The sequence below is a fragment of the Metallosphaera sp. D4-4 genome (assembly GCF_046245145.1).
Lineage (GTDB): Archaea > Thermoproteota > Thermoprotei_A > Sulfolobales > Sulfolobaceae > Metallosphaera > Metallosphaera sedula.
On sequence record NZ_CP176412.1, the window covers coordinates 2,029,395 to 2,053,954 of the forward strand.

34 protein-coding genes, 3 tRNA genes and 1 pseudogene are annotated in these 24,560 nt (G+C 43.2%); 23 read left to right on the forward strand and 15 right to left on the reverse strand.

Annotation, left to right across the window (positions count from 1 at the left end):
- Nucleotides 1-51: 51 nt before the first annotated feature.
- Nucleotides 52-708 (forward strand): hypothetical protein, encoded by a 657-nt coding sequence (locus ACI49J_RS11010; protein ID WP_011921297.1) that lies wholly within the window; start codon nucleotides 52-54, stop codon nucleotides 706-708.
- Here the strand turns inward: ACI49J_RS11010 and dcd are convergent.
- Nucleotides 698-1,216: a dCTP deaminase gene (dcd, locus tag ACI49J_RS11015; RefSeq protein WP_011921296.1), complete on the reverse strand. Its 519-nt coding sequence runs from the start codon at nucleotides 1,214-1,216 to the stop codon at nucleotides 698-700. The genes ACI49J_RS11010 and dcd overlap by 11 nt on opposite strands.
- Before the next feature lie 136 nt (nucleotides 1,217-1,352).
- Between dcd and ACI49J_RS11020 the strand changes: the two genes are divergently transcribed.
- Nucleotides 1,353-3,149: an ATP-dependent DNA ligase gene (locus tag ACI49J_RS11020; protein WP_011921295.1), complete on the forward strand. Its 1,797-nt coding sequence runs from the start codon at nucleotides 1,353-1,355 to the stop codon at nucleotides 3,147-3,149.
- Nucleotides 3,150-3,171: 22 nt separating this feature from the next.
- The gene (locus ACI49J_RS11025; RefSeq protein ID WP_011921294.1) at nucleotides 3,172-4,155 is read left to right on the forward strand and encodes an MBL fold metallo-hydrolase; all 984 of its coding nucleotides are present in this window, start codon (nucleotides 3,172-3,174) and stop codon (nucleotides 4,153-4,155) included.
- Between the two features lie 5 nt (nucleotides 4,156-4,160).
- Here ACI49J_RS11025 and ACI49J_RS11030 read toward each other — a convergent pair whose 3' ends face one another.
- The 3 genes from ACI49J_RS11030 to ACI49J_RS11040 all read right to left on the reverse strand — a co-directional run bounded on the left by ACI49J_RS11030 (nucleotide 4,161) and on the right by ACI49J_RS11040 (nucleotide 6,539).
- A complete protein-coding gene (locus tag ACI49J_RS11030) occupies nucleotides 4,161-4,664 on the reverse strand; it encodes a biotin/lipoyl-binding protein (protein ID WP_011921293.1) in 504 nt (167 codons plus the stop codon).
- Nucleotides 4,661-6,193: an acetyl/propionyl/methylcrotonyl-CoA carboxylase subunit alpha gene (locus ACI49J_RS11035; RefSeq protein WP_011921292.1), complete on the reverse strand. Its 1,533-nt coding sequence runs from the start codon at nucleotides 6,191-6,193 to the stop codon at nucleotides 4,661-4,663. Before ACI49J_RS11035 ends, ACI49J_RS11030 begins: the two co-directional genes overlap by 4 nt.
- Nucleotides 6,194-6,260: 67 nt before the next feature.
- Nucleotides 6,261-6,539 (reverse strand): hypothetical protein, encoded by a 279-nt coding sequence (locus ACI49J_RS11040; RefSeq protein ID WP_240253914.1) that lies wholly within the window; start codon nucleotides 6,537-6,539, stop codon nucleotides 6,261-6,263.
- 240 nt (nucleotides 6,540-6,779) lie between these two features.
- Here ACI49J_RS11040 and ACI49J_RS11045 point away from each other — a divergent pair.
- Nucleotides 6,780-6,877: transfer RNA gene (locus tag ACI49J_RS11045), tRNA-Met, on the forward strand.
- A 107-nt stretch (nucleotides 6,878-6,984) separates the two neighbouring features.
- Here ACI49J_RS11045 and rimI read toward each other — a convergent pair.
- Nucleotides 6,985-7,485 carry a ribosomal protein S18-alanine N-acetyltransferase gene (rimI, locus tag ACI49J_RS11050; RefSeq protein WP_011921290.1) on the reverse strand — a complete coding sequence of 167 codons (501 nt, stop codon included), beginning with the start codon at nucleotides 7,483-7,485 and terminating at the stop codon, nucleotides 6,985-6,987.
- 49 nt (nucleotides 7,486-7,534) lie between these two features.
- Here rimI and coaBC point away from each other — a divergent pair, with 49 nt between their 5' ends.
- Together coaBC and ACI49J_RS11060 are read left to right on the forward strand one after the other, a co-directional pair.
- Complete coding sequence (coaBC, locus tag ACI49J_RS11055; protein ID WP_318552071.1) at nucleotides 7,535-8,764, forward strand: bifunctional phosphopantothenoylcysteine decarboxylase/phosphopantothenate--cysteine ligase CoaBC; 1,230 nt, start codon at nucleotides 7,535-7,537, stop codon at nucleotides 8,762-8,764.
- A 19-nt stretch (nucleotides 8,765-8,783) separates the two neighbouring features.
- Nucleotides 8,784-8,858: transfer RNA gene (locus ACI49J_RS11060), tRNA-His, on the forward strand.
- Between the two features lie 82 nt (nucleotides 8,859-8,940).
- Here the strand turns inward: ACI49J_RS11060 and ACI49J_RS11065 are convergent.
- From ACI49J_RS11065 to ACI49J_RS11090, 6 genes are all read right to left on the reverse strand, one after another.
- Nucleotides 8,941-10,134 (reverse strand): glycosyltransferase, encoded by a 1,194-nt coding sequence (locus tag ACI49J_RS11065; protein WP_240253908.1) that lies wholly within the window; start codon nucleotides 10,132-10,134, stop codon nucleotides 8,941-8,943.
- The gene (locus ACI49J_RS11070; RefSeq protein ID WP_240253906.1) at nucleotides 10,131-10,790 is read right to left on the reverse strand and encodes a DUF5752 family protein; all 660 of its coding nucleotides are present in this window, start codon (nucleotides 10,788-10,790) and stop codon (nucleotides 10,131-10,133) included. The genes ACI49J_RS11065 and ACI49J_RS11070 overlap by 4 nt, the downstream gene beginning before the upstream one ends.
- Before the next feature lie 99 nt (nucleotides 10,791-10,889).
- Nucleotides 10,890-11,324, reverse strand: a complete 435-nt coding sequence (locus ACI49J_RS11075) for a metallophosphoesterase family protein (protein WP_011921273.1) — start codon at nucleotides 11,322-11,324, stop codon at nucleotides 10,890-10,892.
- The gene (locus ACI49J_RS11080) at nucleotides 11,308-12,192 is read right to left on the reverse strand and encodes a triphosphoribosyl-dephospho-CoA synthase (RefSeq protein WP_342780689.1); all 885 of its coding nucleotides are present in this window, start codon (nucleotides 12,190-12,192) and stop codon (nucleotides 11,308-11,310) included. The genes ACI49J_RS11075 and ACI49J_RS11080 overlap by 17 nt, the downstream gene beginning before the upstream one ends.
- Nucleotides 12,152-13,042, reverse strand: a complete 891-nt coding sequence (locus tag ACI49J_RS11085; protein WP_240253898.1) for a hypothetical protein — start codon at nucleotides 13,040-13,042, stop codon at nucleotides 12,152-12,154. The genes ACI49J_RS11080 and ACI49J_RS11085 overlap by 41 nt, the downstream gene beginning before the upstream one ends.
- On the reverse strand, nucleotides 13,003-13,896 hold the full coding sequence (locus ACI49J_RS11090; protein ID WP_240253891.1) for a DUF1464 family protein: 894 nt from the start codon (nucleotides 13,894-13,896) through the stop codon (nucleotides 13,003-13,005). Before ACI49J_RS11090 ends, ACI49J_RS11085 begins: the two co-directional genes overlap by 40 nt.
- A gap of 124 nt (nucleotides 13,897-14,020) precedes the next feature.
- On the opposite strand from ACI49J_RS11090, the gene ACI49J_RS11095 reads away from it, so the two are divergent.
- Both ACI49J_RS11095 and ACI49J_RS11100 read left to right on the forward strand, forming a co-directional pair.
- A complete protein-coding gene (locus ACI49J_RS11095) occupies nucleotides 14,021-14,557 on the forward strand; it encodes a hypothetical protein (protein ID WP_011921269.1) in 537 nt (178 codons plus the stop codon).
- Between the two features lie 129 nt (nucleotides 14,558-14,686).
- Nucleotides 14,687-14,761, forward strand: a tRNA-Gly gene (locus ACI49J_RS11100).
- Nucleotides 14,762-14,789: 28 nt separating this feature from the next.
- On the opposite strand, the pseudogene ACI49J_RS11105 reads toward ACI49J_RS11100, so the two are convergent.
- The 4 genes and pseudogenes from ACI49J_RS11105 to ACI49J_RS11120 form a co-directional block, all read right to left on the reverse strand.
- Nucleotides 14,790-14,939 (reverse strand): annotated as a pseudogene (locus tag ACI49J_RS11105) (putative integrase); the annotation flags it as partial.
- 88 nt (nucleotides 14,940-15,027) lie between these two features.
- Nucleotides 15,028-15,591 (reverse strand): nuclease, encoded by a 564-nt coding sequence (locus ACI49J_RS11110; RefSeq protein WP_318552143.1) that lies wholly within the window; start codon nucleotides 15,589-15,591, stop codon nucleotides 15,028-15,030.
- Nucleotides 15,588-15,728 carry a hypothetical protein gene (locus ACI49J_RS11115; RefSeq protein ID WP_318552144.1) on the reverse strand — a complete coding sequence of 47 codons (141 nt, stop codon included), beginning with the start codon at nucleotides 15,726-15,728 and terminating at the stop codon, nucleotides 15,588-15,590. Before ACI49J_RS11115 ends, ACI49J_RS11110 begins: the two co-directional genes overlap by 4 nt.
- Entirely contained in the window at nucleotides 15,725-16,093 is a 369-nt protein-coding gene (locus ACI49J_RS11120; RefSeq protein ID WP_318552145.1) for a hypothetical protein, read from the reverse strand. The genes ACI49J_RS11115 and ACI49J_RS11120 overlap by 4 nt, the downstream gene beginning before the upstream one ends.
- 527 nt (nucleotides 16,094-16,620) lie before the next feature.
- On the opposite strand from ACI49J_RS11120, the gene ACI49J_RS11125 reads away from it, so the two are divergent.
- From ACI49J_RS11125 to ACI49J_RS11195, 15 genes are all read left to right on the forward strand, one after another.
- A complete protein-coding gene (locus tag ACI49J_RS11125) occupies nucleotides 16,621-16,827 on the forward strand; it encodes a ribbon-helix-helix domain-containing protein (RefSeq protein WP_318552139.1) in 207 nt (68 codons plus the stop codon).
- A 316-nt stretch (nucleotides 16,828-17,143) separates the two neighbouring features.
- Complete coding sequence (locus ACI49J_RS11130; protein WP_318552138.1) at nucleotides 17,144-17,416, forward strand: hypothetical protein; 273 nt, start codon at nucleotides 17,144-17,146, stop codon at nucleotides 17,414-17,416.
- A 10-nt stretch (nucleotides 17,417-17,426) separates the two neighbouring features.
- Nucleotides 17,427-17,603: a CopG family transcriptional regulator gene (locus tag ACI49J_RS11135; protein ID WP_318552137.1), complete on the forward strand. Its 177-nt coding sequence runs from the start codon at nucleotides 17,427-17,429 to the stop codon at nucleotides 17,601-17,603.
- Complete coding sequence (locus ACI49J_RS11140) at nucleotides 17,600-17,824, forward strand: hypothetical protein (RefSeq protein WP_318552136.1); 225 nt, start codon at nucleotides 17,600-17,602, stop codon at nucleotides 17,822-17,824. Before ACI49J_RS11135 ends, ACI49J_RS11140 begins: the two co-directional genes overlap by 4 nt.
- Before the next feature lie 3 nt (nucleotides 17,825-17,827).
- On the forward strand, nucleotides 17,828-18,136 hold the full coding sequence (locus tag ACI49J_RS11145) for a DUF5658 family protein (protein WP_318552135.1): 309 nt from the start codon (nucleotides 17,828-17,830) through the stop codon (nucleotides 18,134-18,136).
- A 10-nt stretch (nucleotides 18,137-18,146) separates the two neighbouring features.
- Nucleotides 18,147-18,500 carry a C2H2-type zinc finger protein gene (locus tag ACI49J_RS11150; protein ID WP_318552134.1) on the forward strand — a complete coding sequence of 118 codons (354 nt, stop codon included), beginning with the start codon at nucleotides 18,147-18,149 and terminating at the stop codon, nucleotides 18,498-18,500.
- 9 nt (nucleotides 18,501-18,509) lie between these two features.
- Nucleotides 18,510-18,887, forward strand: a complete 378-nt coding sequence (locus tag ACI49J_RS11155; protein WP_318552140.1) for a hypothetical protein — start codon at nucleotides 18,510-18,512, stop codon at nucleotides 18,885-18,887.
- A gap of 23 nt (nucleotides 18,888-18,910) precedes the next feature.
- Nucleotides 18,911-19,840 (forward strand): hypothetical protein, encoded by a 930-nt coding sequence (locus ACI49J_RS11160; protein ID WP_409366426.1) that lies wholly within the window; start codon nucleotides 18,911-18,913, stop codon nucleotides 19,838-19,840.
- A 339-nt stretch (nucleotides 19,841-20,179) separates the two neighbouring features.
- Nucleotides 20,180-22,645 (forward strand): hypothetical protein, encoded by a 2,466-nt coding sequence (locus ACI49J_RS11165; RefSeq protein WP_318552131.1) that lies wholly within the window; start codon nucleotides 20,180-20,182, stop codon nucleotides 22,643-22,645.
- On the forward strand, nucleotides 22,638-22,886 hold the full coding sequence (locus ACI49J_RS11170; protein ID WP_318552130.1) for a hypothetical protein: 249 nt from the start codon (nucleotides 22,638-22,640) through the stop codon (nucleotides 22,884-22,886). Before ACI49J_RS11165 ends, ACI49J_RS11170 begins: the two co-directional genes overlap by 8 nt.
- Nucleotides 22,876-23,376 carry a C166 family protein gene (locus ACI49J_RS11175; RefSeq protein WP_318552129.1) on the forward strand — a complete coding sequence of 167 codons (501 nt, stop codon included), beginning with the start codon at nucleotides 22,876-22,878 and terminating at the stop codon, nucleotides 23,374-23,376. Before ACI49J_RS11170 ends, ACI49J_RS11175 begins: the two co-directional genes overlap by 11 nt.
- The gene (locus ACI49J_RS11180; RefSeq protein WP_318552128.1) at nucleotides 23,373-23,705 is read left to right on the forward strand and encodes a transcriptional regulator; all 333 of its coding nucleotides are present in this window, start codon (nucleotides 23,373-23,375) and stop codon (nucleotides 23,703-23,705) included. The genes ACI49J_RS11175 and ACI49J_RS11180 overlap by 4 nt, the downstream gene beginning before the upstream one ends.
- Before the next feature lie 55 nt (nucleotides 23,706-23,760).
- Nucleotides 23,761-23,925, forward strand: a complete 165-nt coding sequence (locus ACI49J_RS11185) for a VP1/VP3 family protein (protein WP_318552127.1) — start codon at nucleotides 23,761-23,763, stop codon at nucleotides 23,923-23,925.
- A gap of 66 nt (nucleotides 23,926-23,991) precedes the next feature.
- Complete coding sequence (locus tag ACI49J_RS11190) at nucleotides 23,992-24,210, forward strand: VP1/VP3 family protein (protein ID WP_409366427.1); 219 nt, start codon at nucleotides 23,992-23,994, stop codon at nucleotides 24,208-24,210.
- A gap of 47 nt (nucleotides 24,211-24,257) precedes the next feature.
- Nucleotides 24,258-24,506 carry a DUF5493 family protein gene (locus ACI49J_RS11195; RefSeq protein ID WP_318552066.1) on the forward strand — a complete coding sequence of 83 codons (249 nt, stop codon included), beginning with the start codon at nucleotides 24,258-24,260 and terminating at the stop codon, nucleotides 24,504-24,506.
- Nucleotides 24,507-24,560 lie beyond the last annotated feature (54 nt).

Genomic DNA, 24,560 nt, shown 5'->3' on the forward strand with positions numbered 1-24,560 from the left:
TTACTTTTTACAATCAAATTTTTATGTATCGATAAGCGAGATATTTCTTGGATGAGAAGTCTAATTATAAAATTATCAGACGAGGAGTACAAGAGACTGGAGGATGAGGCCAGGAACAACGGATTCGTGCTACTTTCAGAGTACGTAAAATACAAGCTTCTTGGTAGCCCACCGGCTACAAGACCTCAGGATTCTAAGGTCATGGATGACGTAGTGAACCCACTTACAGTGGAATTGCTAAACGTGAAGAAGAAGCTTGGGGAGTTGGCTGAGAGAGTTGAAACAATTGAGACAACCCTTTCCACCAAACCTGGAACTCAACCCCAGGAGGTCAAGAAAGAGAGGAGAGATGAGACTAGGGAGGGGAAAAAGATGCCTCAACAGGAGAAAAGAAGTGCCATGGACTATCTGAGGGAACAGGGAGTCATGTACGAGAGTAAGTTATCTAACATCAAGAACCTCGACGCGTTTTTTGATAGGCTCGAGTCTCAGGGAGCCAAGATAATTTGGACTGCCGAAGAAAGGATAGCAGTAGACCCCACATTCTTTCAGAATTTTATCACAAAACTAACTCAAATTCATACACCGGACGAGACAGAGGCTCAAAAATATCTTTCTAAACAGGAACATGAGTTATTCCAAAAGCTCAGGAAGACTGGAAGTATATACTTTGATAACCAAGATAAATATTGGAAGCTCACTTCGTGAACTTTGGTATAGTAACTCCCCTTTGTCCTTGATATTTTCCCTTATATGGGTTCTCTACGGGCGTAAGAGTCTTCGCGAAGATCAGATGAAGGAATCTGGTACCCCTTCTAATTTTGACAGGAAATCCTGACCCCATGACCTCTATCGTGAGTTGGCCCTCAAATCCGGCATCCACGATCGTAGGGGGAACTAGAAGGCCTAACCTGGCAAAACTGGACCTCATGTTGACGAAAGCCATTATATCCTGCGGGAGTCTAAGATATTCCTCCGTTACCATTAACACATGCTCATTGGGCCAAATCACGAACTCATTCCCCCTTTCCCTAACGAAGAAGTCGTCAGGGTTCATTCCTTCTTCGAAAGGCCTATCCACATTCTTAAACCTAGCAATCTCACCACCAACTCTCATGTCTATACCGTTCTCCCTAACGCTATCTTCCGTTAATGGGTCCACAAGTATCCACTTCTTTTCCAAGTAGTATTTGAGATCCCTATCCCCTAGAATCATTTACCTTTAGTATTCTCACGTTACATTCATAAGATAGAGGGCTCAACTCTTATCAGAGTAACTCTGATACTTCATCGTTCAGCTCTAAGTGATCATCACCAATCCTATTTAAGTTACAACCTACAAATAATCATATATGAAGTTTAAGCTTATCGCAGAGTATTTCGACAGACTTGAGAAAATATCCTCTAGAATACAGCTAACATCTCTTCTTTCGGACCTCTTTAAGAACACTGAAAGGGAAGTGATAGATAAGGTAGTGTACCTTATCCAGGGAAGGCTCTGGCCAGACTTTACAGGAATGCCTGAGATAGGAATGGGAGAGAAATTTCTGATTAAGGCAATAGCAATGGCCTATGGAAATAAGGAAGAGGAAGTTGAAAAACTATACAAGAATATAGGTGATCTAGGTGAAGTTGCCTATTCCTTGAGGAGTAAGGTAAAGGGCGTGAGCATTCTCTCATTCGTCGGAGGAAATCAGGAGGCCGGAGAACTTGACGTGATGGAGGTATATAACGAGCTAGTAAAGATAGCCACTAGCACTGGGGAGGGAAGCAGGGACATTAAGATAAGGATTTTCGCTGGTCTGATAAAGAAGGCAACCCCCATAGAGGCCAAGTATCTCGTCAGATTTGTTGAGGGGAGGCTAAGGCTAGGGATAGGAGATGCGACGGTACTGGATGCGTTGGCCATAACCTTTGGTGGATCTGCAGACTATAGGCCAATAGTCGAAAGGGCATACAACTTAAGGGCTGACCTTGGCGATATAGCCAGAGTAATAGCTACTGAGGGAATAGAGAAACTGAAGAATATTTCCCCAACCCCTGGGATTCCAATCAGACCAATGTTGGCTGAAAGGTTGCCCGATCCAGAGGAGATAATGGAGAAAATGAACGGAAAGGCGCTAGTGGACTACAAATATGATGGTGAGAGGGCTCAGATTCATAGAAAGGGAGATAAGGTCACCATTTTCTCTAGACGAATGGAAAATATAACTGACCAGTACATTGATGTAACAGAGTACGTGAAACAATTCGTTAAGGGTGACAACTTCATTGTGGAGGGTGAGATTGTACCTGTTGATCCAGAGAGCGGTGAAATGAGACCCTTCCAAGAGCTTATGCATAGGAGAAGGAAAAATAACATAGCGGAAGCCATAAAGGAATATCCGGTCAACCTATTCCTCTTTGATCTAATGTTCTTTGAGGGAGAGGATTACACCACGAAGCCTCTCCCAGAGAGGAGGGCCAAACTTGAGGAGATTCTTGCAAGTAACGACAAGGTTCATATCGCGTCACATATAATTGCTGATAGAGTGGATAAGCTAAGGGAGTACTTCTATCAAGCAATATCTGAGGGTGCAGAGGGAGTTATGGTTAAGTCGATTGGACCAGACTCCATATACCAGGCAGGGTCCAGAGGGTGGCTATGGATAAAGTTAAAGAGGGATTACCAGAGCGAAATGGCTGATACGGTAGATCTAGTGGTAGTTGGTGCCTTTTACGGTAAGGGTAAAAGGGGAGGTAAGTTTAGCTCCTTGCTTATGGCAGCTTACAACCCAGAGAAGGATGTGTTTGAGACGGTTTGTAAGGTTGCCTCTGGTTTCAGTGACCAGGAACTAGATGAGATGCAGAAGAAGATAAACGAACTCAAGAGGGAGCAGAAGCATCCAAGGGTTGTATCCGACATGATCCCTGATGTCTGGGTATCGCCAACCCTAGTAGCTGAGGTGATAGGTGCCGAAATCACGATTTCTCCCTTGCATACCTGTTGCAGAGGCGAAAAAGGAGGACTATCCATACGTTTCCCAAGATTTATCAGATGGAGGGATGACAAAAGTCCAGAGGATGCTACCACTAACCAGGAGATAATGGAGATGTACTCGAAACAGCTCAAGAAAATAGAGGAAAAACCTGTAGATGAAAATATCTAGAGTAAAGACCTATTACCTATGAATGAACGTCAGGATAGAGAGGAACGGCGCAATACTAATTGGCGAGAACTTTACAGTTGACGGTCATTGGAAAAGGAACTTCAGGATAGTTACACATTTCCACTCAGATCACACATTACAGCTTTCCAGCAGTGTCAAGGAGTGCTTAGGGGTCATAGCTACTCCACCCACTATGCAGGTTCTTGAGGTCCTCGGATATAAGATAGCCCGAAATAAGAGACTAGATTTGAATTACGGGGTTACGATCAACGTGGATGAAGAGAGACTAACTCTTCACCCCTCCGATCACGTGTTTGGATCGGCGCAAGTAGAAATTATCACCAACGAGGAAACCATAGCCTATACAGGGGATTTCAAAAATCCGGAAAAGGGGACCCCCATACTTAACCCTGACATACTAATTATAGAGTCCACTTACGGCAAACCGGAATTTACGAGAAAGTTTAAGGGAGAGGTTGAACAGCTGATGTCGGATTTCATAAATGACGCGGTAGTGAAAATGCCCGTAAGAATATACGGCTATCACGGAAAGTTACAGGAGGTAATGAGGGTGCTTAGGAAGAACGGTGTCATTGCCCCATTTATAGTTGACGGAAAGGTACGGGATATAACGCGGATCGCCATCTCCAACGGGATACAAATCGAGGACGTCTTCTCCAAGGAGGAAGCCGAGGCCCAGGGCATATTGAAGGACCGATGGTACATAGAGTTTCTCCACTTTAATCAATTCAAGCAAAGGGACTCTCTTCATGCAAACTTTCTACTTTCCGGATGGGAATTTGAGGTTCCCGTTAAGAGGATAGACAAGGTATCCACCAGTATAGCATTTAGTGATCATGCAGATTTTGAGGATTTAATATATTACGTGGACAACTCCAAGGCAAAACTAATAATTGCGGAGGGTGGAAGAAGGGGTTACTCAAAAGAACTTTCAAAACATATAAGAAATATTCTTAAAAGAAATTCCATAAGCCTCCCAGAATAACCAGCTTACTTTATCACCACTAGGATATCTCCCTTCTTTACTCCTTGACCTGCCTTAACTAATACCTTCTCCACTAGCCCGCTTATTGGTGCCGACACTATGGTCTCAGATTTCATGGCCTCAATCGATAGCAAGGGCTGTCCCTTATTCACCGCATCGCCTTCCTTAACCCTGACCTGAACTACTCTGCCCTGAAGCGGTGATAGCACTTCTCCCTCCTTACCTTTGATCATCTCGTCCAGTGTCTGTCCTTCCTGAGTGGGAAGCTCTGTAACTCTCTCTGCCCTGAATATCCTTGCATTGTCAAGAATTATCCATCCGTTGTCTATGAAGACCCTGTGCATCTCACCGTTAATCTTCAGGATTATTTCTCCTTCCCTTGTACCCTGACCGACATACTCTATCTCAAACTCGTTATTTTCCGTCTTTAGTCTGTCCTTGTTTTCCTTTTGATCGTGGGCCACAATGAAGGTATCTCCTGTATCCGCATGAACCCTATACAGTTTCATCCCCACATCACCCTAGGAGTGCTCTGCATCATGATACCGTAACTCTTCCATCCTGAGCCTGGTTTCGCCTGCTCCTGAGGAGCTGAAGCCTTCTTTCTAAGGAGTCCCCTGCTCTGAAGAACTGCGGCCACTGAAGCCATCATCTCCTCTTCGGCCTTCAGTTTCTTAACCATTGAGTCAATCTTCTGGGAAATATAGGCAGTACTGAACCTTCCTTCCTGAAAGTCGGGATCCCTCATGATGAGCTTGTATAGCGGTATAGTCGTTTTGACTCCGCCAATCTTGTAATCGTCTAGTGCCCTCATGGCAGTTTGTATTGCGTATTGCCTGTCTTCTCCATACACAATCAACTTCGATACTAGAGAGTCGTAGAAAGGAGGTACCCAGCTTCCCTCCGTTACACCGCTATCCATTCTCACTCCAGGACCCGTGGGCTCCCTGTAGTACGTAATGAAACCTGAGCTTCCGCTGAAATTATTTATTGGATCCTCGGCATTTATCCTGAACTCTATTGCTGCACCTCTCGCCCTCTTGTTGAGTTCCTCCTGCGTGAATGGCAAATGTTCTCCTGCAGCTAGCCTTATCTGTAGCTTTACCAGATCAATTCTGAATATTAACTCAGTAACTGGGTGTTCTACCTGAAGCCTTTTGTTCAGCTCAAGGAAGTAGAACTCCCTTGTGGCATCAGAGAAAACTGTCTCGAAAGTACCCAGGGTAAAGTAATTAATTAACTTCCCATATTTGTAGATAGGCTCGAACATTCGTGACCTTTCTTCCATTGTGATTGCTGGAGATGGTGCCTCCTCTATCAACTTCTGGTTTCTTCTCTGAATAGTACATTCCCTCTCCCAAGCAACGACATAGTTGCCATACTTATCGCCAATTAACTGAAACTCAATGTGCCTGGGGTTTACGGCGGCTTTTTCTATGTATAGATCAGATCGTCCGAAGGCTTGTGTAGCTAACCTCTTGTTTCTTTCCCATGCGTCAATGAGCTGGTCAGGTGTATCTATCTTTGTTATACCTACTCCACCACCCCCGCTAGCGGCCTTAACCATGATGGGGTATCCTATCTTCTCAGCCAACTTGAGAGCCTCATCAATGGATTCTACGGGGCCATCTGAGCCAGGGGCAATGGGGACACCAGATAACTGGGCTATCCTTTTCCCATCCAGCTTATCCTTTATCTTTCTCATGACCTCAGCAGAGGGACCTATGTAAGTCATTCCTGCCTTTTCAACTGCCTCCACGAAGTCAGCATTCTCCGACAAGAATCCATATCCAGGATGAACAGCGTCAGCGTGAGCCTTCTCCGCTGCGTCAATGATGTGGGGTATGTTGAGGTAACTTTCCAAGGCCGGCGAGGGTCCAATATAATAAGCTTCATCGGCATACTTAACGTGGACTGCGTACTTGTCAGCCTCAGAGTAAACAGCTATTGCTGTCATTCCCATTTCCTTTATTGCCTTCATTACCCTTACTGCAATTTCTCCCCTGTTTGCAACCAAAACTCTACTAAAGGGTGGCATAAGAATCACATAAATATAACTCGAATAGTTTAAAAAGTTTTTATCTATCAGTTTTTCTTATGAAGTTTTATATTATACTATGTACTTCGCTCAGGTAAAGCACGTTACTCCTGGGAAACTCGATCGAAAGTATCCCCTTTAGAAAGTCCTTTAATTCCTGCCCCGATATAGTTAGTTCCCTCCTGTTATAACCGTTTTCTATTATCTTATATTTATCGTTACTTACTAGATAAATTTCTATAAACCTGTCCCTCTTATAGCTTTCTACCCTTACACCATCTCCAATTTTAAGCCTCCTACAAGTCGAGAAGATTACCTTCTGTGCCGATCTAGCAGAAATAATCATGTGAAGATAACATTAAACCCCTCACTAAAAGCTGTTATGGGAGAAAAGGTTTCAGAATTTCCAGCGCTAATCACTAATCATACGACCCTCTTCTCATCACTGATTATGCATTGTGAGGAAACCAGCTATAAAATATGCCGGGGCTTTGCTATATCGGTAGTATGGGTGTTTTTGGATCCTGACATCCCCAGGAAAGATTTAAATGAGCCACAGTTGTTATTAGTCTCGGTAGGGTAAAACAGCGGCGTAGGCCAGCCTGGTAGGCCGCAGGGCTCATATATGGGTGTAAAACCCGTTGAGAAACCCTGAGGTCCCTGGTTCAAGTCCAGGCGCCGCTACTTCCCCTACCTCCATTTCTGAGATTAGGTTGCTAGGGGAATTGATAACTGCGTAATCAAGACTATGAAGGAATAGCTTGATAACTAAAAAGAAAACTTAACTGAATTTAGAGAGGAGCTGCCATTAAGTAGGCATCCTCTCCATCAGCGTAATAATGCTTTAATAGCTTGACTTTCTTGTATCCAAGTTTCTCATATAATGATATTGCAGGGTAATTACTTACCCTAACCTCTAGATATACTTCCTCGGCCCCATAGACCTGTTTCATCTTCTCCATGGAGGAGGTAAGCAATTGCTTACCTATTCCCTTCCTTCTGTAACCCTCGAGCACGGCAATCGAGACTACATGTCCCTTCCTCACCAGGGGAATGAAGGACTTCAGGTTGCTAAATCCCGTCTCTATCCTGGGCATGATGTAACCTACAACCTCCCCATCTACTGTTGCCACAAAGAAAGCCTCTCCCCAATCCCTCACATGTTCAACGAAGAAATAGTAGGGATAATTCTCAGGTAGCGTGAGTCTGTTAATCTTTATAATAGCATCTATATCATCTGCCCGCACAGTCCTAATGGTGTACCCTCTCTTCTCTTCTACCGATTCGACCATGCTATAATGCTTTATAACGGTAGAATATATACATGCGTGAAGATAACTGATGCACCCTTCTAAGAAAATTGTAGGAACTGTCAGTAAAGAGCTTCTTGGAAAGTCTATCCTTCTTGGAGTCACGGGGAGCATTTCTCTATACAGGTCACTAGATCTGGCAAGGGCACTGATGAGGAGAGGTGGCGACGTCAAGGTTATAATGAGCCAGGAGGCGGTTAAGCTAATATCGCCTGAGATGTTTAAATGGGCTACAGGCAACAACGTAATCTCACAGTTAACCGGGGATCTGGAACACGTGGAATTGGCAGAGGAGAATGATGGATTTTTGATTGCCCCGGCCACGGCTAATACAGTTGTGAAGCTCGCTGAGGGAGTAGCTGACTCTCCACTGGTATCTACTGCCCTAAATTTCATGGGCTCCGGTAAGCCAGTGTGCATCGTTCCTGCAATGCATTTACCCATGTACCAATCTCCACAAGTGAAGAGGGCACTGGGAATGCTCAGGGAGATGTCGGTGAGGGTAATCGAGCCTGAAATAGTTAACGACCTAGCACATTACCCAGACGTGGAACTCATAACGTGGAGCTTCATTGTTCAGTTGTTGAGAGGAGAAGACCTTAAGGGAGCAAAAATGGTGATTACTGCAGGTCCCACGAGGGAGTACATGGATCCTGTAAGATATATCAGTAATCCCAGTAGCGGGACCATGGGAGTATCAATTGCCAATGAGGCATACTTCAGGGGGGCAGACGTCTATCTTGTTCACGGACCCTTGAGCTCCAGAGTGAAAAGTTTTGTACAAAAATCTGTAAGCGTTGAAACGACGGCTGAAATGAGAGATGCTGTTGTATCGCTGGTGGAAAGGGGATACAGGATAGTGATAATGGCAGCTGCTCCTGCCGACTTTAGGTTTAAGCAGACCAGGGAGAAGAAGATAGATAGTCACAGCGAAGTTCCCAAGGTTGAGCTGGAGAAGACTCCAAAGATTTCCCAGGAACTAAAGGGAAAGGCTTTTCTGGTAGGGTTCTCCGCTGAGACGGCGGACAATGACGAAGAGTTGATAGAGAAGGCCAAGGCCAAGAAGGAGAAGCATGGATTCGACATCATTATAGCCAATAACGTTGCGAGAAAGGACATCGGATTCGCTTCAGAGTACAATGAGGTAATAATTGTAGGAAATAATTTCATTAAAAAGATAAATAAGGACTCCAAGAGTATCGTGGCTAGAAATATACTTGACGTAGTTAAGGAAGAGCTTAAAAACAGGGATTTGATATAGATCTCACGGGTCTATCGTGGCTCAGGTAGCTCAGCTCGGTTAGAGCGCTGGGCTGTGGACCCAGTGGTCCCGGGTTCAAATCCCGGCCTGAGCCCTGCCCTATTAGGCTCAGAATTGTGATCCGCCGTTTTGATATTACGAAAAAGATTGGAGCCAATCAGATCAGGCGTAAGCTCTCAGCCTTGAATTAACAATAACATTACCATTAGGTAATCCCGAAGTTCCCTAGTCATCAGGAAGTTATTTCTAACATGCTCCCTAGCGTCCTGACCTATCTTCTCCCTTATTTGCCTATTTCGCAGTAAGTAAATGAGATAATGTGTGGCCTCCTCGGGCGTATTCACTAGGAATCCCGTATAACCATGGATTATCTGTAAGGGAATTCCTCCCGTATTACCACCAATTACTGCTCTCCTTTTCCACATGGCCTCGCTTACGGTTAAACCGAAGCCTTCCTTAATCGATTTCTGCATTACGACGTCTGCTCCCCTTTGGAACGCATTAACCTCCAGATCACTGTCGGGGGGTAGCATTAAGAGATGAACATCTTTCACTCCTTCAGCTGCCTTTACCGTCTCCTGATATACCTGATCCCCTTCGGGGTCGTCAGATGCGGGGCTTCCCAAGTAGACCAATTGAGCATCTATGTGCTTCTTTAGCCCCTTAAAGGCAGATATTACTCCTATTGGATCCTTTGCCCGGTCAAATCTGCTAATCTGAGTCACCAGTGGCCTATCAGGATCAACCTCAAACTTCCTTAGGATCCTCTCGACAGTAAATCGTGATATCTCTCTGTTCTTAACGCTTAGGGGATCTATCGACGGCGGAATCACGTACTGTGGGATGGTAAGGTCCTCTCTTCCAAATACCGATGACGATATTATCATGGCGTCATACTGCTGAACATACTTACGAAGGAATTCCCAAACCTTTGGATATGGATTGGAAATATCAATATGACATCTCCATATCCACTTTCCCTTCTTTCTTACCTTGATTAATCCTGCAGGCTGAGGGTCGTGTATGAAGACCACATCGTAGTCCAGCGGAATTTCCGATGCATTAATATTTTGCCATTTCTCGTAAACTGCGAAAGTCTCATCATTTACATTTCCCGAACCGTTCTGTAGGGAATTATGAAATGACTTTGTTACGTTAAAGAACTCATTGTCCCCCCTTATGACCTTCCATTGAGTGTTTATCCCCAGTTCGTTCATCATAGGGACAAGTTTGCTCAAGATTTCAGCTACTCCACCACCCTTAGGTGTTGAATTAATATGAAGAACTGACAATCCCTTCAACTTCTCAGCTATTCTGTAGATTGCATCTAGCTCGTTTTCTCCTATTATTTCAGCGTATTTTTCTATCATGAGTAAATCACCCTCTCTATCAAAGAAAGTATGTCCTCTCTGAGAACCTCCTCATTAACATATGTTTGTGGATCTATTTTCGAAAGCCTGTCAGCTATCGTTGAGGCCTGGAACTCCTGTTCCAGCCAGGTAGAGAAGTCATTCCTGCTCGAGTATCCCATAACTCGCCTGAAGACAAAGTGATACACCACTGATCGCATAGTTATACTTGACACCACATCAATGAATTCGCCAATGCTCCACGCCCTCTTTCCTGTGTCATATATCACTGGTCTACAAGAAATAAAATGAAACGGCTTATTGGCTCTAGTCCTATTTTGAGAGGACTCTAGGATCTTGAGGATTTCATCTCTTACCTGCTCAACAGTTCTAGGCTCTGTTCCTTCTACATCTGAAACCTTGTAGGCCAGAGACTCGTCATGAAGCTCGTCCCTAATCCAGAACGCAAAGTCGTTATGTAAGTCGTAGGGTACCACATGGCTTGAAAAAATGGGATGGAATACGTGATAAAAAATCGAATATCCATCCACTTTTCGTATACTGTCCATAAGCTCCTCAATGGTGTAGGCCTTCCTACCCGCATATATTGGTGGATAATATGCTGCATAAAATTCAAACGGATTTCTAACTCTCTGATCTAGAAGACTGGAGACCATACATAATACTACCATTTTAGCTAATAAGGACTCATAAAGGAGAAAGTGATTGTCTAAATCCATACCTGATAAAAAGATATTTGATTGAGCTCATGTTTATTAAAGTGTAATAAATTTATAACGTCCATTTCCAAAATATTCCACGAACTGTCTCAACGAACCTAAACCGATTGATACTACCCTAGTACCCTGAAAGTCGACCTCCTTCTGTACCTCCGAATGGCCATGAAAAACCACACTAGGCCTGTAAGTTAGGATCTTTGCCCTTAAACTGAGGGAGCCCACGCTCACTCCATTAATGTAACCAGTACCTACTCCAAAGGGAGGTTCGTGAACTATTACATAGGGAGTTGAGAAATCGACCGATAAGTCGTCCTCCCTACTGATCATGAGGTTATTCCTCTCCATGTACTTCATTGCTGTTATACTATCCATTTCCCCTAGAATTCCCTTAAAGTTCCTTATCCTCTGAGGACACTCAATATCCCCTAGGCCTATCACCCTAGTGCCCAGTCTATTAAGTGACTCTATCACATCCTCTCTGCAGGAAAGGCCTGACACCATTATTAAAGAGCTCATTCAGTTCATATAGAGCAATCCCTGAGGCTATTAAATCAGCTGTGGATCCTGGATTGAACCCATGGGAAGTTAAGAATTCATTGAAATTCGCTAGCTCCTCGTCAGACGGACAATCTGGTATTCTCGATGCCATCAAGGAGACATTAAGGGCAGCTTTGTTCCCCCACTTTCTTAAAATCAATCCATCAGGCTCATCAGATAGTAACCTTATGAAAGCGTGTTGTATTGTTCGAACGAAAGAGCCACAAGTCCTTCTCCTTAGCATCTGGAAGACCTTGAGGGACCTGCTATATCCCTCCAACAGTTCCCTGGAGACCGTATCAAACATGGAAGACCATTGCAAAACTCTCCAAAATTCTAGATCCCCAGATCTATAGTCCATGGTTTCTACCTTTCCCAAATAACTAGGTTGGATAATGGATAACGTTTGACTAAACCACTTCCAATCCTCGTATCCCATGGAACGAACTACCTGAGACGCTCCTGCAATTACTCCCTCAAGACTTAGGGACGGAGCGGAATATGCCAGAGGCAATAATAGTATTCCAGTTCCCAGCAGGACGAAATCCTTGCTTGATGCCCTATATAGCAGATCCATCAAGGGAAGTTTCCTTCGATAACCTCTCAGACATGCATCACGATATGATGCCTCCAATTTCATTGCAGATTCCAGAAGGCTCCTATACTTCACTGAAGGGATGTCCTGCGTGGGTCCGGCATTGCCTGGCTTTGGAACACTAGCCTCCACGAACGATGACAGAGTCAGTGCTCTACCCACCTTCTCACAAAATTCTAATAGATCCCTTAACCCTTCTGTCGCCAACAAGTATCACCCTCCTCCCTGAACAGTTCATCTCGAGCCCCCTTATCCTTGCTAACCCTCCCTTAAATAGGGCCATGGAATATATTCCTTCCCATGATACTATTTCATAATAATCGCGGGAATATAGTTCTGCCACTGCGGGGTAGAAAAGGGACCTACAATCCCCTTGAATTTCGCCTTGAATTGTAACCTCCCTAACAGGGAAACATACATCTCTGCAGTAAGGATGGGGTTTATCGTCAACGAAGAGGAAGGAGTATTTCATGCCCCTGTAAATCCCCCTCGTTCTAACGTCGTACAGGGATTTCACTTCCTCTATCTCAAGGGAGTAGTTTCTCACAGTATCTGCAACCCATTCCTTGTCAGGGCTACCTCCTTGAAACGTACTCAGGAAGTCATATGCATCCTTACATCCGTAAATCACCATATCAACGTCGGAATTTGCATGTTCAATCCCAATTAGATATGAACCCGTAATACCTAGGCGGATATTGGGTATTTTATCTAGGAGGGAGAAGAGAGGGGCTAGGTCTACCTTCCTTTCATTTGACAGTATCTTCCTAAATCCTTCCTCTGGGTACAGGCGCTTCCTTACCTGAGAGAGTGAAATAACTGGAAATTCCACACCATAACAGGGCTCCACTGAAAATTTCTGCGGGGAATCAACAAGGTTGTGAATCCCATAATACTTTAGAACCCTCTCATATCCTCTCCAAAGTCCCCTTCCAGTGTAAATGTATTTAGTGTAGCCGAACACGTAGCCCGGTGGATTCTGATTTGTAAACACGAATCCTATATTTCCCTGCCTATCTATGATAGCGTCCTTATCCAGGAAATATTCTCTTCCCATCCCTCCAGTTCCACGTAATCAATGGGTGTGCCGGCACTATTAAGCATGTCAATATGTTCCCTGAACCTGTATCCTGAGACCGCCGAGGCTATATAGGCTGATCCCACTGCGGATTCCTTGAACCTGAAATCAAACTTTAGACCGAATGGAACTGCATCCTTTCTCTTACCTGATACTATCACTGGAATGTGATAGTGCTTAGAATAGTAATCTGCAAACATTCTGGCCACTTCGACGGCCCTCTCGAACGTCCCTGTTGAGTAAATCTGGCTCTTCGTCAAGGGTCTTCTCTGCGACATTAGATAGGCAAGCTCACCGTCCATGAAGCCAGCTGAACCGGGCAGGATTGAGCTCCCCAGCCCGTCAACTATCACCCCGTCTAGTACCACTAACGCTGAGAGGAACCTGGATCCCGCCTCCACCAGCACGAAATTCCTGAACATGGTCCTGTAGAAAAACGCAGAGGCCACCTTATCTGCTGTTCCCAAATCAATCATGTTAACCTTTCTGTGCCTTGGAACACTGGATAGCTCTATAACAGAGGGAATAGTTACCCCTGGTAAATGCCTGGATGCTCTCAAAAACGAGTGAAGAGGACCCTTGCCCGATGCAGATAGGGTCATGAGGAAAATACTATCCTCGTCCAAATCCCTTGCTCGAACGAAGGGAAGACCATGACCAGAGGGTAAAGAGATAAGTGAGGGCCTATACCTAAGAATGTAGGCCAAGATGGACATTATGTCCTTTTCAACCTGGTCAGTTGGAAACTCGGCGTAACTTATCACCTTGCCTAACTCATTTACCATGGCCACAGCATACGTGGAAGTCCCAGGATCGACGCCTGCGAAAATCATAAAGTGATTAATTACCTACAGATTACAAGTTTTATGATGAAAATTTTTCCTTGAACGATGAAAGGAGCGGGCAGCCACTGATTAAGATTGTAAATTTTTATACGATTGTATACTGCTTTTAACTATGTCAGAGAAGAAGAATAAGTCCAGCAGGCACCCATGTTTCATGGATAAGGATTTACATTCTAGATTAAGTGAACTGGCATCTTCCAAGAAGATGAGCCTGTATGATTATACCAACTATTTGTTAAGTAGCGCACTTGAAATAGAGTCTAGTGGAGTCAGCCTGGAAAGCGTCAAGGAACTCATCATAGTCTTGGGAAAAATCTCTCAGAGCTACAAGGGTACAATAACAATAGCCCCCTTCTCCATGACAGAGACCAGCGGTGAATGGAGAGATCTTGGAAAGAGGCTTGGAATCATTGCTAGAGAGAGCTTTCAGAACAGCAAAGAAGGGGTGATTAGAATGTGCAAATCCATCTTACAGGTATATGGATCAATTCAGGAGAGCGGTAACACGGTAAAGATAATGTCGCCGAACCTGCTATCGGAAAATGTAATAAACAACCTGAAAGACCTTCTCGAGGGACTGCTCGAGAGTTCATCAATTCAGGGTGAGGTCATTCACGATAAGGGAGTTTTAGGGCTGAAAATTTATTAAGTGAGATTAAGCAACTTCCTTTTCTTTGTTGGGCATGTGATAATGACAAATCTGGTCTTTTGGGGGAACAATCCAAATCATCAACTGCTGTAGCTTTATTAACGGGCTCACTCCAAAAATATTTAGAGTGCGGCCGTAGTCCAGCCTGGTTAGGACGCTGGCCTCCCAAGCCAGAGATCCCGGGTTCAAATCCCGGCGGTCGCACTGTGGGGGATACCCCCACACCCCCGCTGCTAAGGTAAAAGTCGAGTATCTTAGCTAAAGGACCCACGTAACGATAGATTACCTTCCTTCCTTCACCCTTCTCTATGGAGTAAACATAATACTGTCCCTTATTCTCTCTTATCAAGAATTTGTCCGTACGTAAAATTTGTTTGGTCATGCAAGGATAATTTTAATGAAGACTTATAAGAAGTGGACAATGTCCAATTGTGTGTGGAATTGAAAAAGAGACTCAAAAATTCCTCATCTTATATGAAAATACTGAGCCAATCTTGAAATTTCTTAGGTTTCCACCAGTATTTCCATGGAATGAGTACGTATTCATTCTCGCCCTTTGCGAACTCCTTAGTGCTCCTTGCCTTCCCTTTCTTGAGTAAGAGGGATAGGAACCTTATCGGAATGAACCTTATTTCGCCCTCCTCATCATTTACTGAAGCAATTACGGCTCTGTTATTGTATTTCTCTTCCAAAACTAAGCCGACAGCGTACTTAACCCCAAGTACCGCGATAACACTACCGTTTAATCCTAACTCTTCCTTAGCCCTCTGATAGCTTTCTCTCTTTGTGAATTCAGTCCCTGTTACGTCTATATACATCCTAAACTTAGGAATATAGAAATCGTATTTCCTTCTTGGATCCCCTTCCCAAGTTTCTGGGACCTCCTTATCACTCAATACGCCAATTCCATTTAACTCAATTTCGTTTTCATCTAATTTGAGTATAAGAGAAAGCCACTTCCTTACTATATCCTCTCTAATGTTTGACAAAACCCATTTGTCCTTGTATTTCTCTTTAAGGTCGCTAGCGGTCATTCTTCATCATCACAATAACCTTCTATTATATCATCAATTGTACAGCCCTCGTTATCTGGTTCATGCCAGCACTCCTCGTAGTCCATATCATAACATGGGTCTTCTTCCTCTTCTTCCCAGTCTTCCTCAAACATCATTTTGCAGTTGCCCCTTTGGTGTTTACGTATGCTCTTCTTGCTGCTAGTTGTTGGTCCTCCTCTGGAGTCAAGGGCCTTGAGTTCAGTATCCTTGCTATTTCTTGGTCTTCTTCGACCTTTTGGTCTTGGACTTCTTCAGTGTCTTCTGCAGCTTTAGTTTCAGTTCCGCCAACCCATCGGAAGGTTCTTTTTGATTTTTCGCATTCACCGCTCCTTTCACATAAGAGTTCTAGAATGTGAGCTATGTTATACGCAGTTGATGGAGCTACCTCAAACTGAAAGATGATATCGTCTACAGTTATCTCTTTCCTTGATCTGAGGATTTCATACATTATTTTTGCTTTTTCGAATGTGCTTTGTCTCATTCTTTTCCACCTCTATTCTACTTCTATTCTTATCGGTATAAAAGTCTTTATACCTCTATTCTACTTCTATTCTGAACAACCATTTTATATTGACATGAATAGAAGCAGAATACATGCCTAAAACAGCTAAGAAAACAAATTGGGTTGGTTGTAAGCTACCAGAGGAACTCATAATACAGATTGATCAGATCATTCAATCAGGAAAAGGTGGCTATTATTCACGTCAAGAATTCATTATAGACGCTGTTAGAAGACGCATTGAAGAGCTTCTAAAATGATTATTTTCTATTTCTATTCACACACATACACACACAGAGAGAAACAAGAGAATAAACAACTGGACCGGTAAAAGTATGATTATACAAACTACATCTATTCTCGTGCATAACGAGAACTATGTATTTACTCCCCCCCCCCCCACTAGTGAATTTCCCGGATTGTGTGTATGTGTGTGTGAATAAAAATAGAGAATAGAAAAAGAAAATGGCTTAGGAAGTTCATTAATCTCGATAAGAGATAGATAGAGTATGCCAAGAAAATCCATTAAAAAGGAATATGTGACTGTTTCAATTCCAGTTGAATTAGCAAAGCAAATCGATCAGTTAATAGAATCAGGTAAGGGGGGATATGTAAGTAGGCAGGAATTTGTTGCGGATGCAATTCGCCGTAGAATCGAAGAACTCCTAAAGTATGAGTGCAGAGAGACTTTACCTCAATCAGAGGTAAAAAAATGATTAGTCTTTATCAGTAGAGTTGGTTTATCGTTTCCAATACCGCTATCTTTCTTATCCTTTCCTTTAGCTCTTGTATTACTTGCTTACAATCTCTCTTTTCGCATTCTTCTTCGATATATTCGAATAGACTTAGGAGCTCAGCTTTTTGGCACGCCATAGTTGGTAGTTTCCGCAATAAATAGAGGCAGAATAACGAAACTTAGGAATTCAACCGCAGCTGCAGGGAGTTCCGGGATTGGCATAGAAGAATAGAAGTAGAATAGAAGTGTAAAGACTTTTATACTAATAAGAATAGAGGTAGAATAGAGGTGGAAAAATGGGGCAAACTCAAACCCTAAAGGAAAAGGAGTTCTCGTTCAGAATAAGGATCGAAGAAAGCGACGACTCCTTCATTATTTTCGTTTCTAGGGATTCCACGGAATCGAGATATGTGGTGAGGAAGTCGTGGATCGCCTACAGCAATACCCTAGAACTGATCAAGGACCTTAAGAAACTGATAGAAGTCAGAAGAATAGTGGAGCAAAAGGAACCCATCGACCTCGAGATATTGAAATCAATAGCGATACTCCTAGCCAAGGTGGTCCGATAGGTGATGCGAAATGAAGGTCATCACATTCAAAGTAGACGAGGACCTCCTCATTATGCTGGAAGCATACTCAATGAACCACCGTCTCAATCGGAGCGAAGCCATAAGGAAGGCCATAGAAAAGATGGTCAAGGATGAGATAAGCAAAGAGAAGGTACCAAAGGCAAGGGTTGAGGCGGTGAAGCTGTGAAGACAAGGACACTAAGGATATTCTGGGGACTCCCAATCCCGAAAAAGTTAGCTCCGATACTCGTTCAGATACTACCGGTAATCGATAAGGTGCAATATGCCGATACTGAAGGTGCAATCTTCCAGACCATACCGCTCAATGACGACCAAGTCCAATGGATACAGGACCTAGGAAAGGAGGGAAAGAAGGCAGGAATCGAAATCTGGTTCGAAGAGGGTTAAGTTATGATCGATATCCTAGCAATGATAGGAATGAATGCCAATGACGTATTTACTACAACGTTAGGAATGAAGCTAGGAGCTCAAGAAGTTAATTTGATAGCGAGAATTTTCATGAAAATGGGAGTAGTAAAGGGACTCATATTACTAAAGGCTTCATTCCTTACCGCCTTACTATTGTTTACCTCCCTATTTCCCGCTAACTATCAGCACATGTTCTATTATCTGGACTTCATAGTAGAATCTCTTGTTACATGTTGGAACACGTATGTAATTTTTTCATACAAGGTGAATCAGGTGCCATTTGGCACCTAGGTGAAGGAGGATGAGCAAATCCAATCACAAATCTATTACCATTCACGTTGACAGTGATGAACTAACTATTTACCATTCTTTGAGCGACGAACAGAAGCGCATTTTGAGGCTTGTGCTTAAATCGATGATAAGAAATCCTGAGTTACTCAGTTCGGCCAACTATTACGTGAAGCTTGCTCTGAAATCGGTTTCAGAGTATATATGCCCACTCTGCTTCATTCCGTTTTCCAGTAGGAAGGCGCTCATCCTTCACGTAAGATATACATCACACGAACCCGTATGTCCAATCTGTGCGAAAAAGTTTAACAAGGTAGATGCAGCGTTAGACCATATTTGTAAAAAACATAATATCTGCGTGAGTTAGGTGAGCCCCATGGACAGGCTTAGACTGATGTGGCTCATCATAGTCGTCGGAAACATTGTAGATGTGGTCATATCATGGTTTGGTTGGCCCATTGAACTTCAGAATACCGATATATTTACTTTCGATCTTAATGTTGTTTTTAACATGTACATCAATTATCTATTTGATTACGGTGGGAATAGCATATCCTTCTTTCAATTGTTGATCCTTCTTGTCTCTCTTAAAATCCTACTAATAGTCATGATATACTGGTTTACTAGATTAGCGGACAAGTTAAGGGTAAGCCATATGAAATGGGTTATGTTACTCCCATTCGTGTTGATAACATTAGGTGTAGATGTTTATGATGTCTTGTCCCTGACCAGCCTCGTTTTGGGCTCTTTATAAAATCTCTTAGTTTCCCCCCTTCAATGAAGTACAAATACCTGTTAGGAATACTCCTTCTAACCTCTTTCTTAATACTAGTTCCAACTACCAACGCCGTTACAGCATCGCAGATAGGGGCAAACCAAATTGTGTTGCAGGCAGATTCGCATAACTGGGCCGGGGTAATATACTCTGACTATTGGTCCGGGATAGGTAGTGGTTATAATCCAATAATAGAAGCATCCGAAACAATACATCTTAACTTAAGCATTAGTTATATACAGAATAATCTAAATCAACCGGATGATATAGGAATTTGGGTAGGGTTAAGCCCCTATTCCGTAACATATACCGGGAGCTCTAATTATAATAACACATTCCTACAAGCCGGTTACAATATCTTTGCGACTTCGAGTGCTGTGGGCATAGAATGGTTTATACAAGGATACAATGATGGTAAATTCATCTATTCCGATTACTATACTAATAATGTACCAACATATAATGGTGAATATCCCTCCGTTGTAGATGTGTTCTTGCAGAACCTAGGTAATGGCACTGCCGTGGCAACATTTTTCGCTCACTATCCAAATGGTCAGAACTGGCAAAATGAGGTCTACGTACCATGGAACTTTTCAAATAAAAACGCGCTATCAGCTTACAGTATTGTGGAATCGCCAGGAGGAAGCAACTTCTATTACGAGATACCGGGATTATATGGCGGCATGATCCAATTCGGGTTTGTATACCAAACCACAAATATATTTCACCAAATAAATCAATATGAAGGACCCGGCAGCGGCTCCGAATCCGGCACAGATATACAGGCAGTAACATTAACGCTTGTCCCATATAGTGGCGACAACAATCAGATGTACGTATCGCTTGAGAATGCATGGCCTAATAATGGTGAATACGACTATTCCTATTACTTCTATCTGCTACCATCCGGCCCATCATACACCGCACTATAAGGAATAACTTTTTTCCTTTTCTTTTTCTATTCTCTTGATGACTATATCTAACACGAGTAATTATAACATCACGAAAGTACCATTCAATTACACAAACATTAATGCAACAGTAGGAACTATAGGTTATAATATGTATACCCCTCCACCACAACCCCTATGGGTTCAAGTGATCCACACGATTATTTTCTTCCTACCAGAAATAACTCTGGCATTGGCTATACTGAGTTTGATATTTACTTTCCGTAAATCATCAAAGGTGAAGGCAATAACAAGGTATTTCCCTAAGTTCAGGGGCAAGTCAAAGGGCTCTTTATAAATTTCCCCTTTTTCCCCTTCTCAATGAGAAGGGAGTTATCATTACTAATCTTGTTTCTCTTAATCCTTCCACTCATACCTATCTTCCCCACGGCAGAGGCTGCAACTAGCCCTTCACCACTCAATATAAATAATTGGCAAACAACGACCGTAACTGAGAGTCCACAAACCGTATCAGTTAACTTAGCTCTGTTTCAAATTCCTTATTCAATTTCCAGTTCTACTTGTCCACTTGGTTATCCCTATTACCTTTATGGAACCGGAATAGAAATGCTGCCTTGTGCGGAATACACCAATGACAATATTTCATTCGGAGTTGGCAGCTATTCTTTACCAAACATAAATGTAGTAGTTTCAAGGAGTTATATCACATCATATGGTGGGCTCATAGCTGTTGGCTTCGGAACGAATATTCCCTCGAATTTACCCATCATTCAAAATAACAAGCCCGCGAAAATGCCTTCATGGGTAGAAGGGGTCGTGGTAGCATATGGTTACGGGTATCTCATACTCTACATTAATTCAGTAAATGTCACACATTGGTATGTTGGGAATCCCGGTTCCAGTTTCACTATTGGATTTAATGTAGTTGGAAATAGCGGCAGTTACACGATTTACGTATATTGGAACAATGGAACGTTGTACACTTACACATATACCTTCAGTGGAACGATACACTATAACGGATTGGCGTACGTGATAGCTGCAGCGAATGCGGGGCCAGGCTATGGGTATTCGGAGCAAATCATCAACGGAATCGTAGCCCTACAAAAACCAGCTATCACATTCCCGTATCCCCTTTCTCTTTATGTTGGGTACGCGAACCTCATTCCGTTACAAGTCAGCCTTCTCGGGATCAATCTCAATACAGTGACATCGCTCTCTGCCTCTATTTCCACTAACATATCAGTGGGATATAACGCATATGTGAATGGCTCACATGTTCCATTCATCAACGTGATCTATGCCAATGGACAAGCACAAGGAACCCTTTCCATGAGCTTCAGCGTATCGTGTCCCACAGGGGTGTCCTTCACAAACAGCTTCTCTTTCACCACAACGGTATACATATATCAAACTCCTCTGTTCCTGTATGGCTACTCAGTCCCTTCTGGTGCGGTCCTTCCCCTAGGGTATAATCTCGAATACCTCTCAATCGTCATCCCCACGGGTGCGCCCACATACACTCAGACAGGGACGAAGTATAATTGGTATGGAATCGTGATAGATTCAGTGACTACATCACTCATTATTTACTGGAATAATCAAGAAGTCTATCAAAATTCTAGTGCTGGGAACGTAACATTCAGGTACACATTCCCTCAACCGGGAACATACTTCGTTAGGGCGGATTACTATTACACCTATAACGGTGCGGAATACTTTGCCCAAGCGATATCTTTCGTAGAATATGTGATATCAAGACCATCGAATTACACGATTCTGGTTAACGGGCCATCTACTGCAGTTCCGTTGGGCTCCGCACAAAAGTTCGTCGTTAGAGTCGCTGAATCGACCACTTCAGCATCATTACCTCCAACAAATTACACATCTTCACCGATACTATTCGCTTCACCAGAATATGGAGCTGTCACCTTAGCTTACAAAGGAACAGTATCTAATCCGTCTAAGGTAGCTTTAGAATTCTTGTTCAGTAATGGAGTATATTACTTCTGGATGAACGGAACCCTTGGATCCGCATCTACGTATCTGCATTTCAACATCAATATCACGAAGGGTGTCACAATGTATATCCAAAATGTCAGCAATTCAATGGTTATCGGCGTGAATGAGGAACCAATCTATTCCAACCTTATCAGTAATTACTGGAATCTGACATATTATTTAGGAGTGCACTACTCGCAGCTAGAGGGTATCGCGATATACGTAGTGCCGGGAAACTGGGCATCCATGAGTATAAACGAAACTGGCTTTTACTACATAACTTCAGGAGCGCCGAATCAGAATATAGTCGTCACAACCGGACCGACCCTGAATAACCTAAACCAGCTAACAAGCGCATATACTAACGCTTCTGGCTACGCTGTTTTCGTTATTCCAATCAATTACTATCCCCAGACCATAGTGAACTTCTATTGGTATGGCGTTCAAAATAAATATGTAGTAGTGAATGTACAAAACGCAACCACAACTTCCACTCCACCAAATACTTCTACATCAACAATGTCATATAACTATAGTAAACCGTTCAATAACACAATTTCACCAAACAGCTCACTCTACAACTTCAACAACTATCAGCCATGGGCATTTATCATAGGCATAATCGTTGTTGCGGTTGTGGTTTTGCTAGGTTGGAAATTTGGCGGTGTTGGTGGTGCTAGTGGTGGTACCGTAATGGGGCTTATTGTCTCTGCATACATGGGATTAATCCCATGGTGGATCTTCTATATCGTGATCTTCGGAATCGCGCTATACCTAGCAAAGATAATCAGCGACAAATTCATGGGAGGTGATATCGGTGACTGATGCAATTTCACTAGCGTTATCAACTGGCTTAGGCCCGGTCATAGGAATTATTATAATAATGACAATGATGGGACTGACCTACAAAATGGCGGGAAAGATCCCCGCGATCATAGTTTCGATTCTATCGACATTGTTGATGATGTATATGGATTTCCTTCCACTATTCTGGGGGATAGCCATAGTGTTTGGGGCCTTAGCAGGATTATTCGTATTTGGGGAGGGGGTGGTGAATGGGGACTAAACTCGTGATCTGGACACTGTTATTCGATATCATGTTAGCACTGATGGTAGGCGCATACAGCGGAATGAGCGCTCCATCAATACCAATACAGCCAACCGAGCTGCAAGCACAACAACTAGTCGATATCACATGGGCGGTGGGATGGGGGCAACTCACTCTCATTCCTCCAGTTACCTTACTTCCTCAATTCAGCATCGCAGGATCAACTATAGGACCTGTTGTATTCCCGGGAATGACTATCCCGGCAGTTACCTTGTTCTCGGTAAGCTTCGAATGGCTATGGCCAATAGTGTACGTATTTCTATGGGTGATCTGGGTGTTCACAACTATCGCAGATGTTATCGGCTATATCCTCTCGGTGTTTACGAGCAGCGTATCATTGCTAGCAAGCGTTCCGGTCATAGGACCATTCCTAGACGCCATCATATTGATACTGAATTTCGTACTGATCTGGGAAATCATTAAGATGATAGCGGGCGTAAGAATATGAAAGAGAAGAGATATTACAACGCAAATCAGATTAGGGCGGAACAAACCAGAAAGAAGATATTGGACCTACTGGCAGAGAATTACGTCTTATCCGCCTCACTCATATCTCATACATTATTAGTATCATATGCGACGGTCCTCCGCCACCTTAGGGTCCTCTCGGACAGAGGATATATCGAACTTAGCAAAGAAGGAAGGGAGTTGAGGGCAAGAATTAAGCAGAATGTGAAAGAAATTCAGATTCTGAATTCACAAAGTAGGCCGTTTATAAACATGCAAAAGGAACCCCTTCTGACCAAAAATGAAAATACCAAAAATAAGACGGGCTGAAAGTACAAATATAGGCGTATTGATCGGGCTATTCATCTTCATACTCGTCGGAGTAGTGCTGCTACCGGTAATAACCACCGAGGTATCGAATCTCACTGGTGGGTCAACTCCACAGGTCACTGGCACTGATGCGACAGTGCTCAACCTAGTGCCATTATTCTACATCCTAGTGCTCTTGATAGTCCCCGCAGTTGTTGCCTATAAGATCTACAAAGACTGAGCGGTGAGCTAAATGGAAACAGACATAAAGACAGTAATGGGGCTTTTTTTATTCATCGTGATCGGAATGGTCCTACTAGGGCCAATTATGACATACATAAGCAACGTGACCACACCGACTATCCAGAAGACTCTTTCGAACGGAACAGTGGTAACGCAGGCAAATCCAAGCTATGTAGGCCAAACTGGCGCAACTCTAGTATCATTGGTGCCATTATTCTACATCTTAGTCCTCTTGATAGTCCCCGCAGTTATGGGGTATAAGCTATTCAAAGATAGGGAATAGCCTACAACCTGTAGCCCTTTATAAGATCTCTTTTTTCCCCTTCTTTGATGAGTGCGTTAGGGGATGTAATCTTCACATTAGGAATACTGATTCCTGCAGCTGCCATCATTGCTAGGAATTATCTTCTAAACTTGATAGGAATGATCATGGGGACGGTAGCATTTCTTGTCTTCGTCCAGAACATGACAGATATCACGTTTTCAGCCAGCGACTTCTACTTGGCCTTTCTGCCCATCGGCTTTGCCCTGTTCAATTTCGCACTCTTCATGAATTGGGTAAAGGAGGAAAGAATATGATGGATAAACGTGCTATATCGTCTAGAAAGAGAATAATATTAGTTAAGAACGTCA

Excerpts from the sequence above, each read along its gene's own strand:
- ACI49J_RS11010 (WP_011921297.1), top strand. The coding sequence starts at position 52 with ATGAGAAGTCTAATTATAAAATTATCAGACGAGGAGTACAAGAGACTG.
- dcd (WP_011921296.1), bottom strand. The coding sequence starts at position 1,216 with ATGATTCTAGGGGATAGGGATCTCAAATACTACTTGGAAAAGAAGTGG.
- ACI49J_RS11020 (WP_011921295.1), top strand. The coding sequence starts at position 1,353 with ATGAAGTTTAAGCTTATCGCAGAGTATTTCGACAGACTTGAGAAAATA.
- ACI49J_RS11025 (WP_011921294.1), top strand. The coding sequence starts at position 3,172 with ATGAACGTCAGGATAGAGAGGAACGGCGCAATACTAATTGGCGAGAAC.
- ACI49J_RS11030 (WP_011921293.1), bottom strand. The coding sequence starts at position 4,664 with ATGAAACTGTATAGGGTTCATGCGGATACAGGAGATACCTTCATTGTG.
- ACI49J_RS11035 (WP_011921292.1), bottom strand. The coding sequence starts at position 6,193 with ATGCCACCCTTTAGTAGAGTTTTGGTTGCAAACAGGGGAGAAATTGCA.
- ACI49J_RS11040 (WP_240253914.1), bottom strand. The coding sequence starts at position 6,539 with ATGATTATTTCTGCTAGATCGGCACAGAAGGTAATCTTCTCGACTTGT.
- rimI (WP_011921290.1), bottom strand. The coding sequence starts at position 7,485 with ATGGTCGAATCGGTAGAAGAGAAGAGAGGGTACACCATTAGGACTGTG.
- coaBC (WP_318552071.1), top strand. The coding sequence starts at position 7,535 with ATGCACCCTTCTAAGAAAATTGTAGGAACTGTCAGTAAAGAGCTTCTT.
- ACI49J_RS11065 (WP_240253908.1), bottom strand. The coding sequence starts at position 10,134 with ATGATAGAAAAATACGCTGAAATAATAGGAGAAAACGAGCTAGATGCA.
- ACI49J_RS11070 (WP_240253906.1), bottom strand. The coding sequence starts at position 10,790 with ATGGTCTCCAGTCTTCTAGATCAGAGAGTTAGAAATCCGTTTGAATTT.
- ACI49J_RS11085 (WP_240253898.1), bottom strand. The coding sequence starts at position 13,042 with ATGGGAAGAGAATATTTCCTGGATAAGGACGCTATCATAGATAGGCAG.
- ACI49J_RS11090 (WP_240253891.1), bottom strand. The coding sequence starts at position 13,896 with ATGATTTTCGCAGGCGTCGATCCTGGGACTTCCACGTATGCTGTGGCC.
- ACI49J_RS11095 (WP_011921269.1), top strand. The coding sequence starts at position 14,021 with ATGTCAGAGAAGAAGAATAAGTCCAGCAGGCACCCATGTTTCATGGAT.
- ACI49J_RS11110 (WP_318552143.1), bottom strand. The coding sequence starts at position 15,591 with ATGACCGCTAGCGACCTTAAAGAGAAATACAAGGACAAATGGGTTTTG.
- ACI49J_RS11115 (WP_318552144.1), bottom strand. The coding sequence starts at position 15,728 with ATGATGTTTGAGGAAGACTGGGAAGAAGAGGAAGAAGACCCATGTTAT.
- ACI49J_RS11120 (WP_318552145.1), bottom strand. The coding sequence starts at position 16,093 with ATGAGACAAAGCACATTCGAAAAAGCAAAAATAATGTATGAAATCCTC.
- ACI49J_RS11125 (WP_318552139.1), top strand. The coding sequence starts at position 16,621 with ATGCCAAGAAAATCCATTAAAAAGGAATATGTGACTGTTTCAATTCCA.
- ACI49J_RS11130 (WP_318552138.1), top strand. The coding sequence starts at position 17,144 with ATGGGGCAAACTCAAACCCTAAAGGAAAAGGAGTTCTCGTTCAGAATA.
- ACI49J_RS11135 (WP_318552137.1), top strand. The coding sequence starts at position 17,427 with ATGAAGGTCATCACATTCAAAGTAGACGAGGACCTCCTCATTATGCTG.
- ACI49J_RS11145 (WP_318552135.1), top strand. The coding sequence starts at position 17,828 with ATGATCGATATCCTAGCAATGATAGGAATGAATGCCAATGACGTATTT.
- ACI49J_RS11150 (WP_318552134.1), top strand. The coding sequence starts at position 18,147 with ATGAGCAAATCCAATCACAAATCTATTACCATTCACGTTGACAGTGAT.
- ACI49J_RS11155 (WP_318552140.1), top strand. The coding sequence starts at position 18,510 with ATGGACAGGCTTAGACTGATGTGGCTCATCATAGTCGTCGGAAACATT.
- ACI49J_RS11160 (WP_409366426.1), top strand. The coding sequence starts at position 18,911 with ATGAAGTACAAATACCTGTTAGGAATACTCCTTCTAACCTCTTTCTTA.
- ACI49J_RS11165 (WP_318552131.1), top strand. The coding sequence starts at position 20,180 with ATGAGAAGGGAGTTATCATTACTAATCTTGTTTCTCTTAATCCTTCCA.
- ACI49J_RS11175 (WP_318552129.1), top strand. The coding sequence starts at position 22,876 with ATGGGGACTAAACTCGTGATCTGGACACTGTTATTCGATATCATGTTA.
- ACI49J_RS11180 (WP_318552128.1), top strand. The coding sequence starts at position 23,373 with ATGAAAGAGAAGAGATATTACAACGCAAATCAGATTAGGGCGGAACAA.
- ACI49J_RS11190 (WP_409366427.1), top strand. The coding sequence starts at position 23,992 with ATGGTCCTACTAGGGCCAATTATGACATACATAAGCAACGTGACCACA.
- ACI49J_RS11195 (WP_318552066.1), top strand. The coding sequence starts at position 24,258 with ATGAGTGCGTTAGGGGATGTAATCTTCACATTAGGAATACTGATTCCT.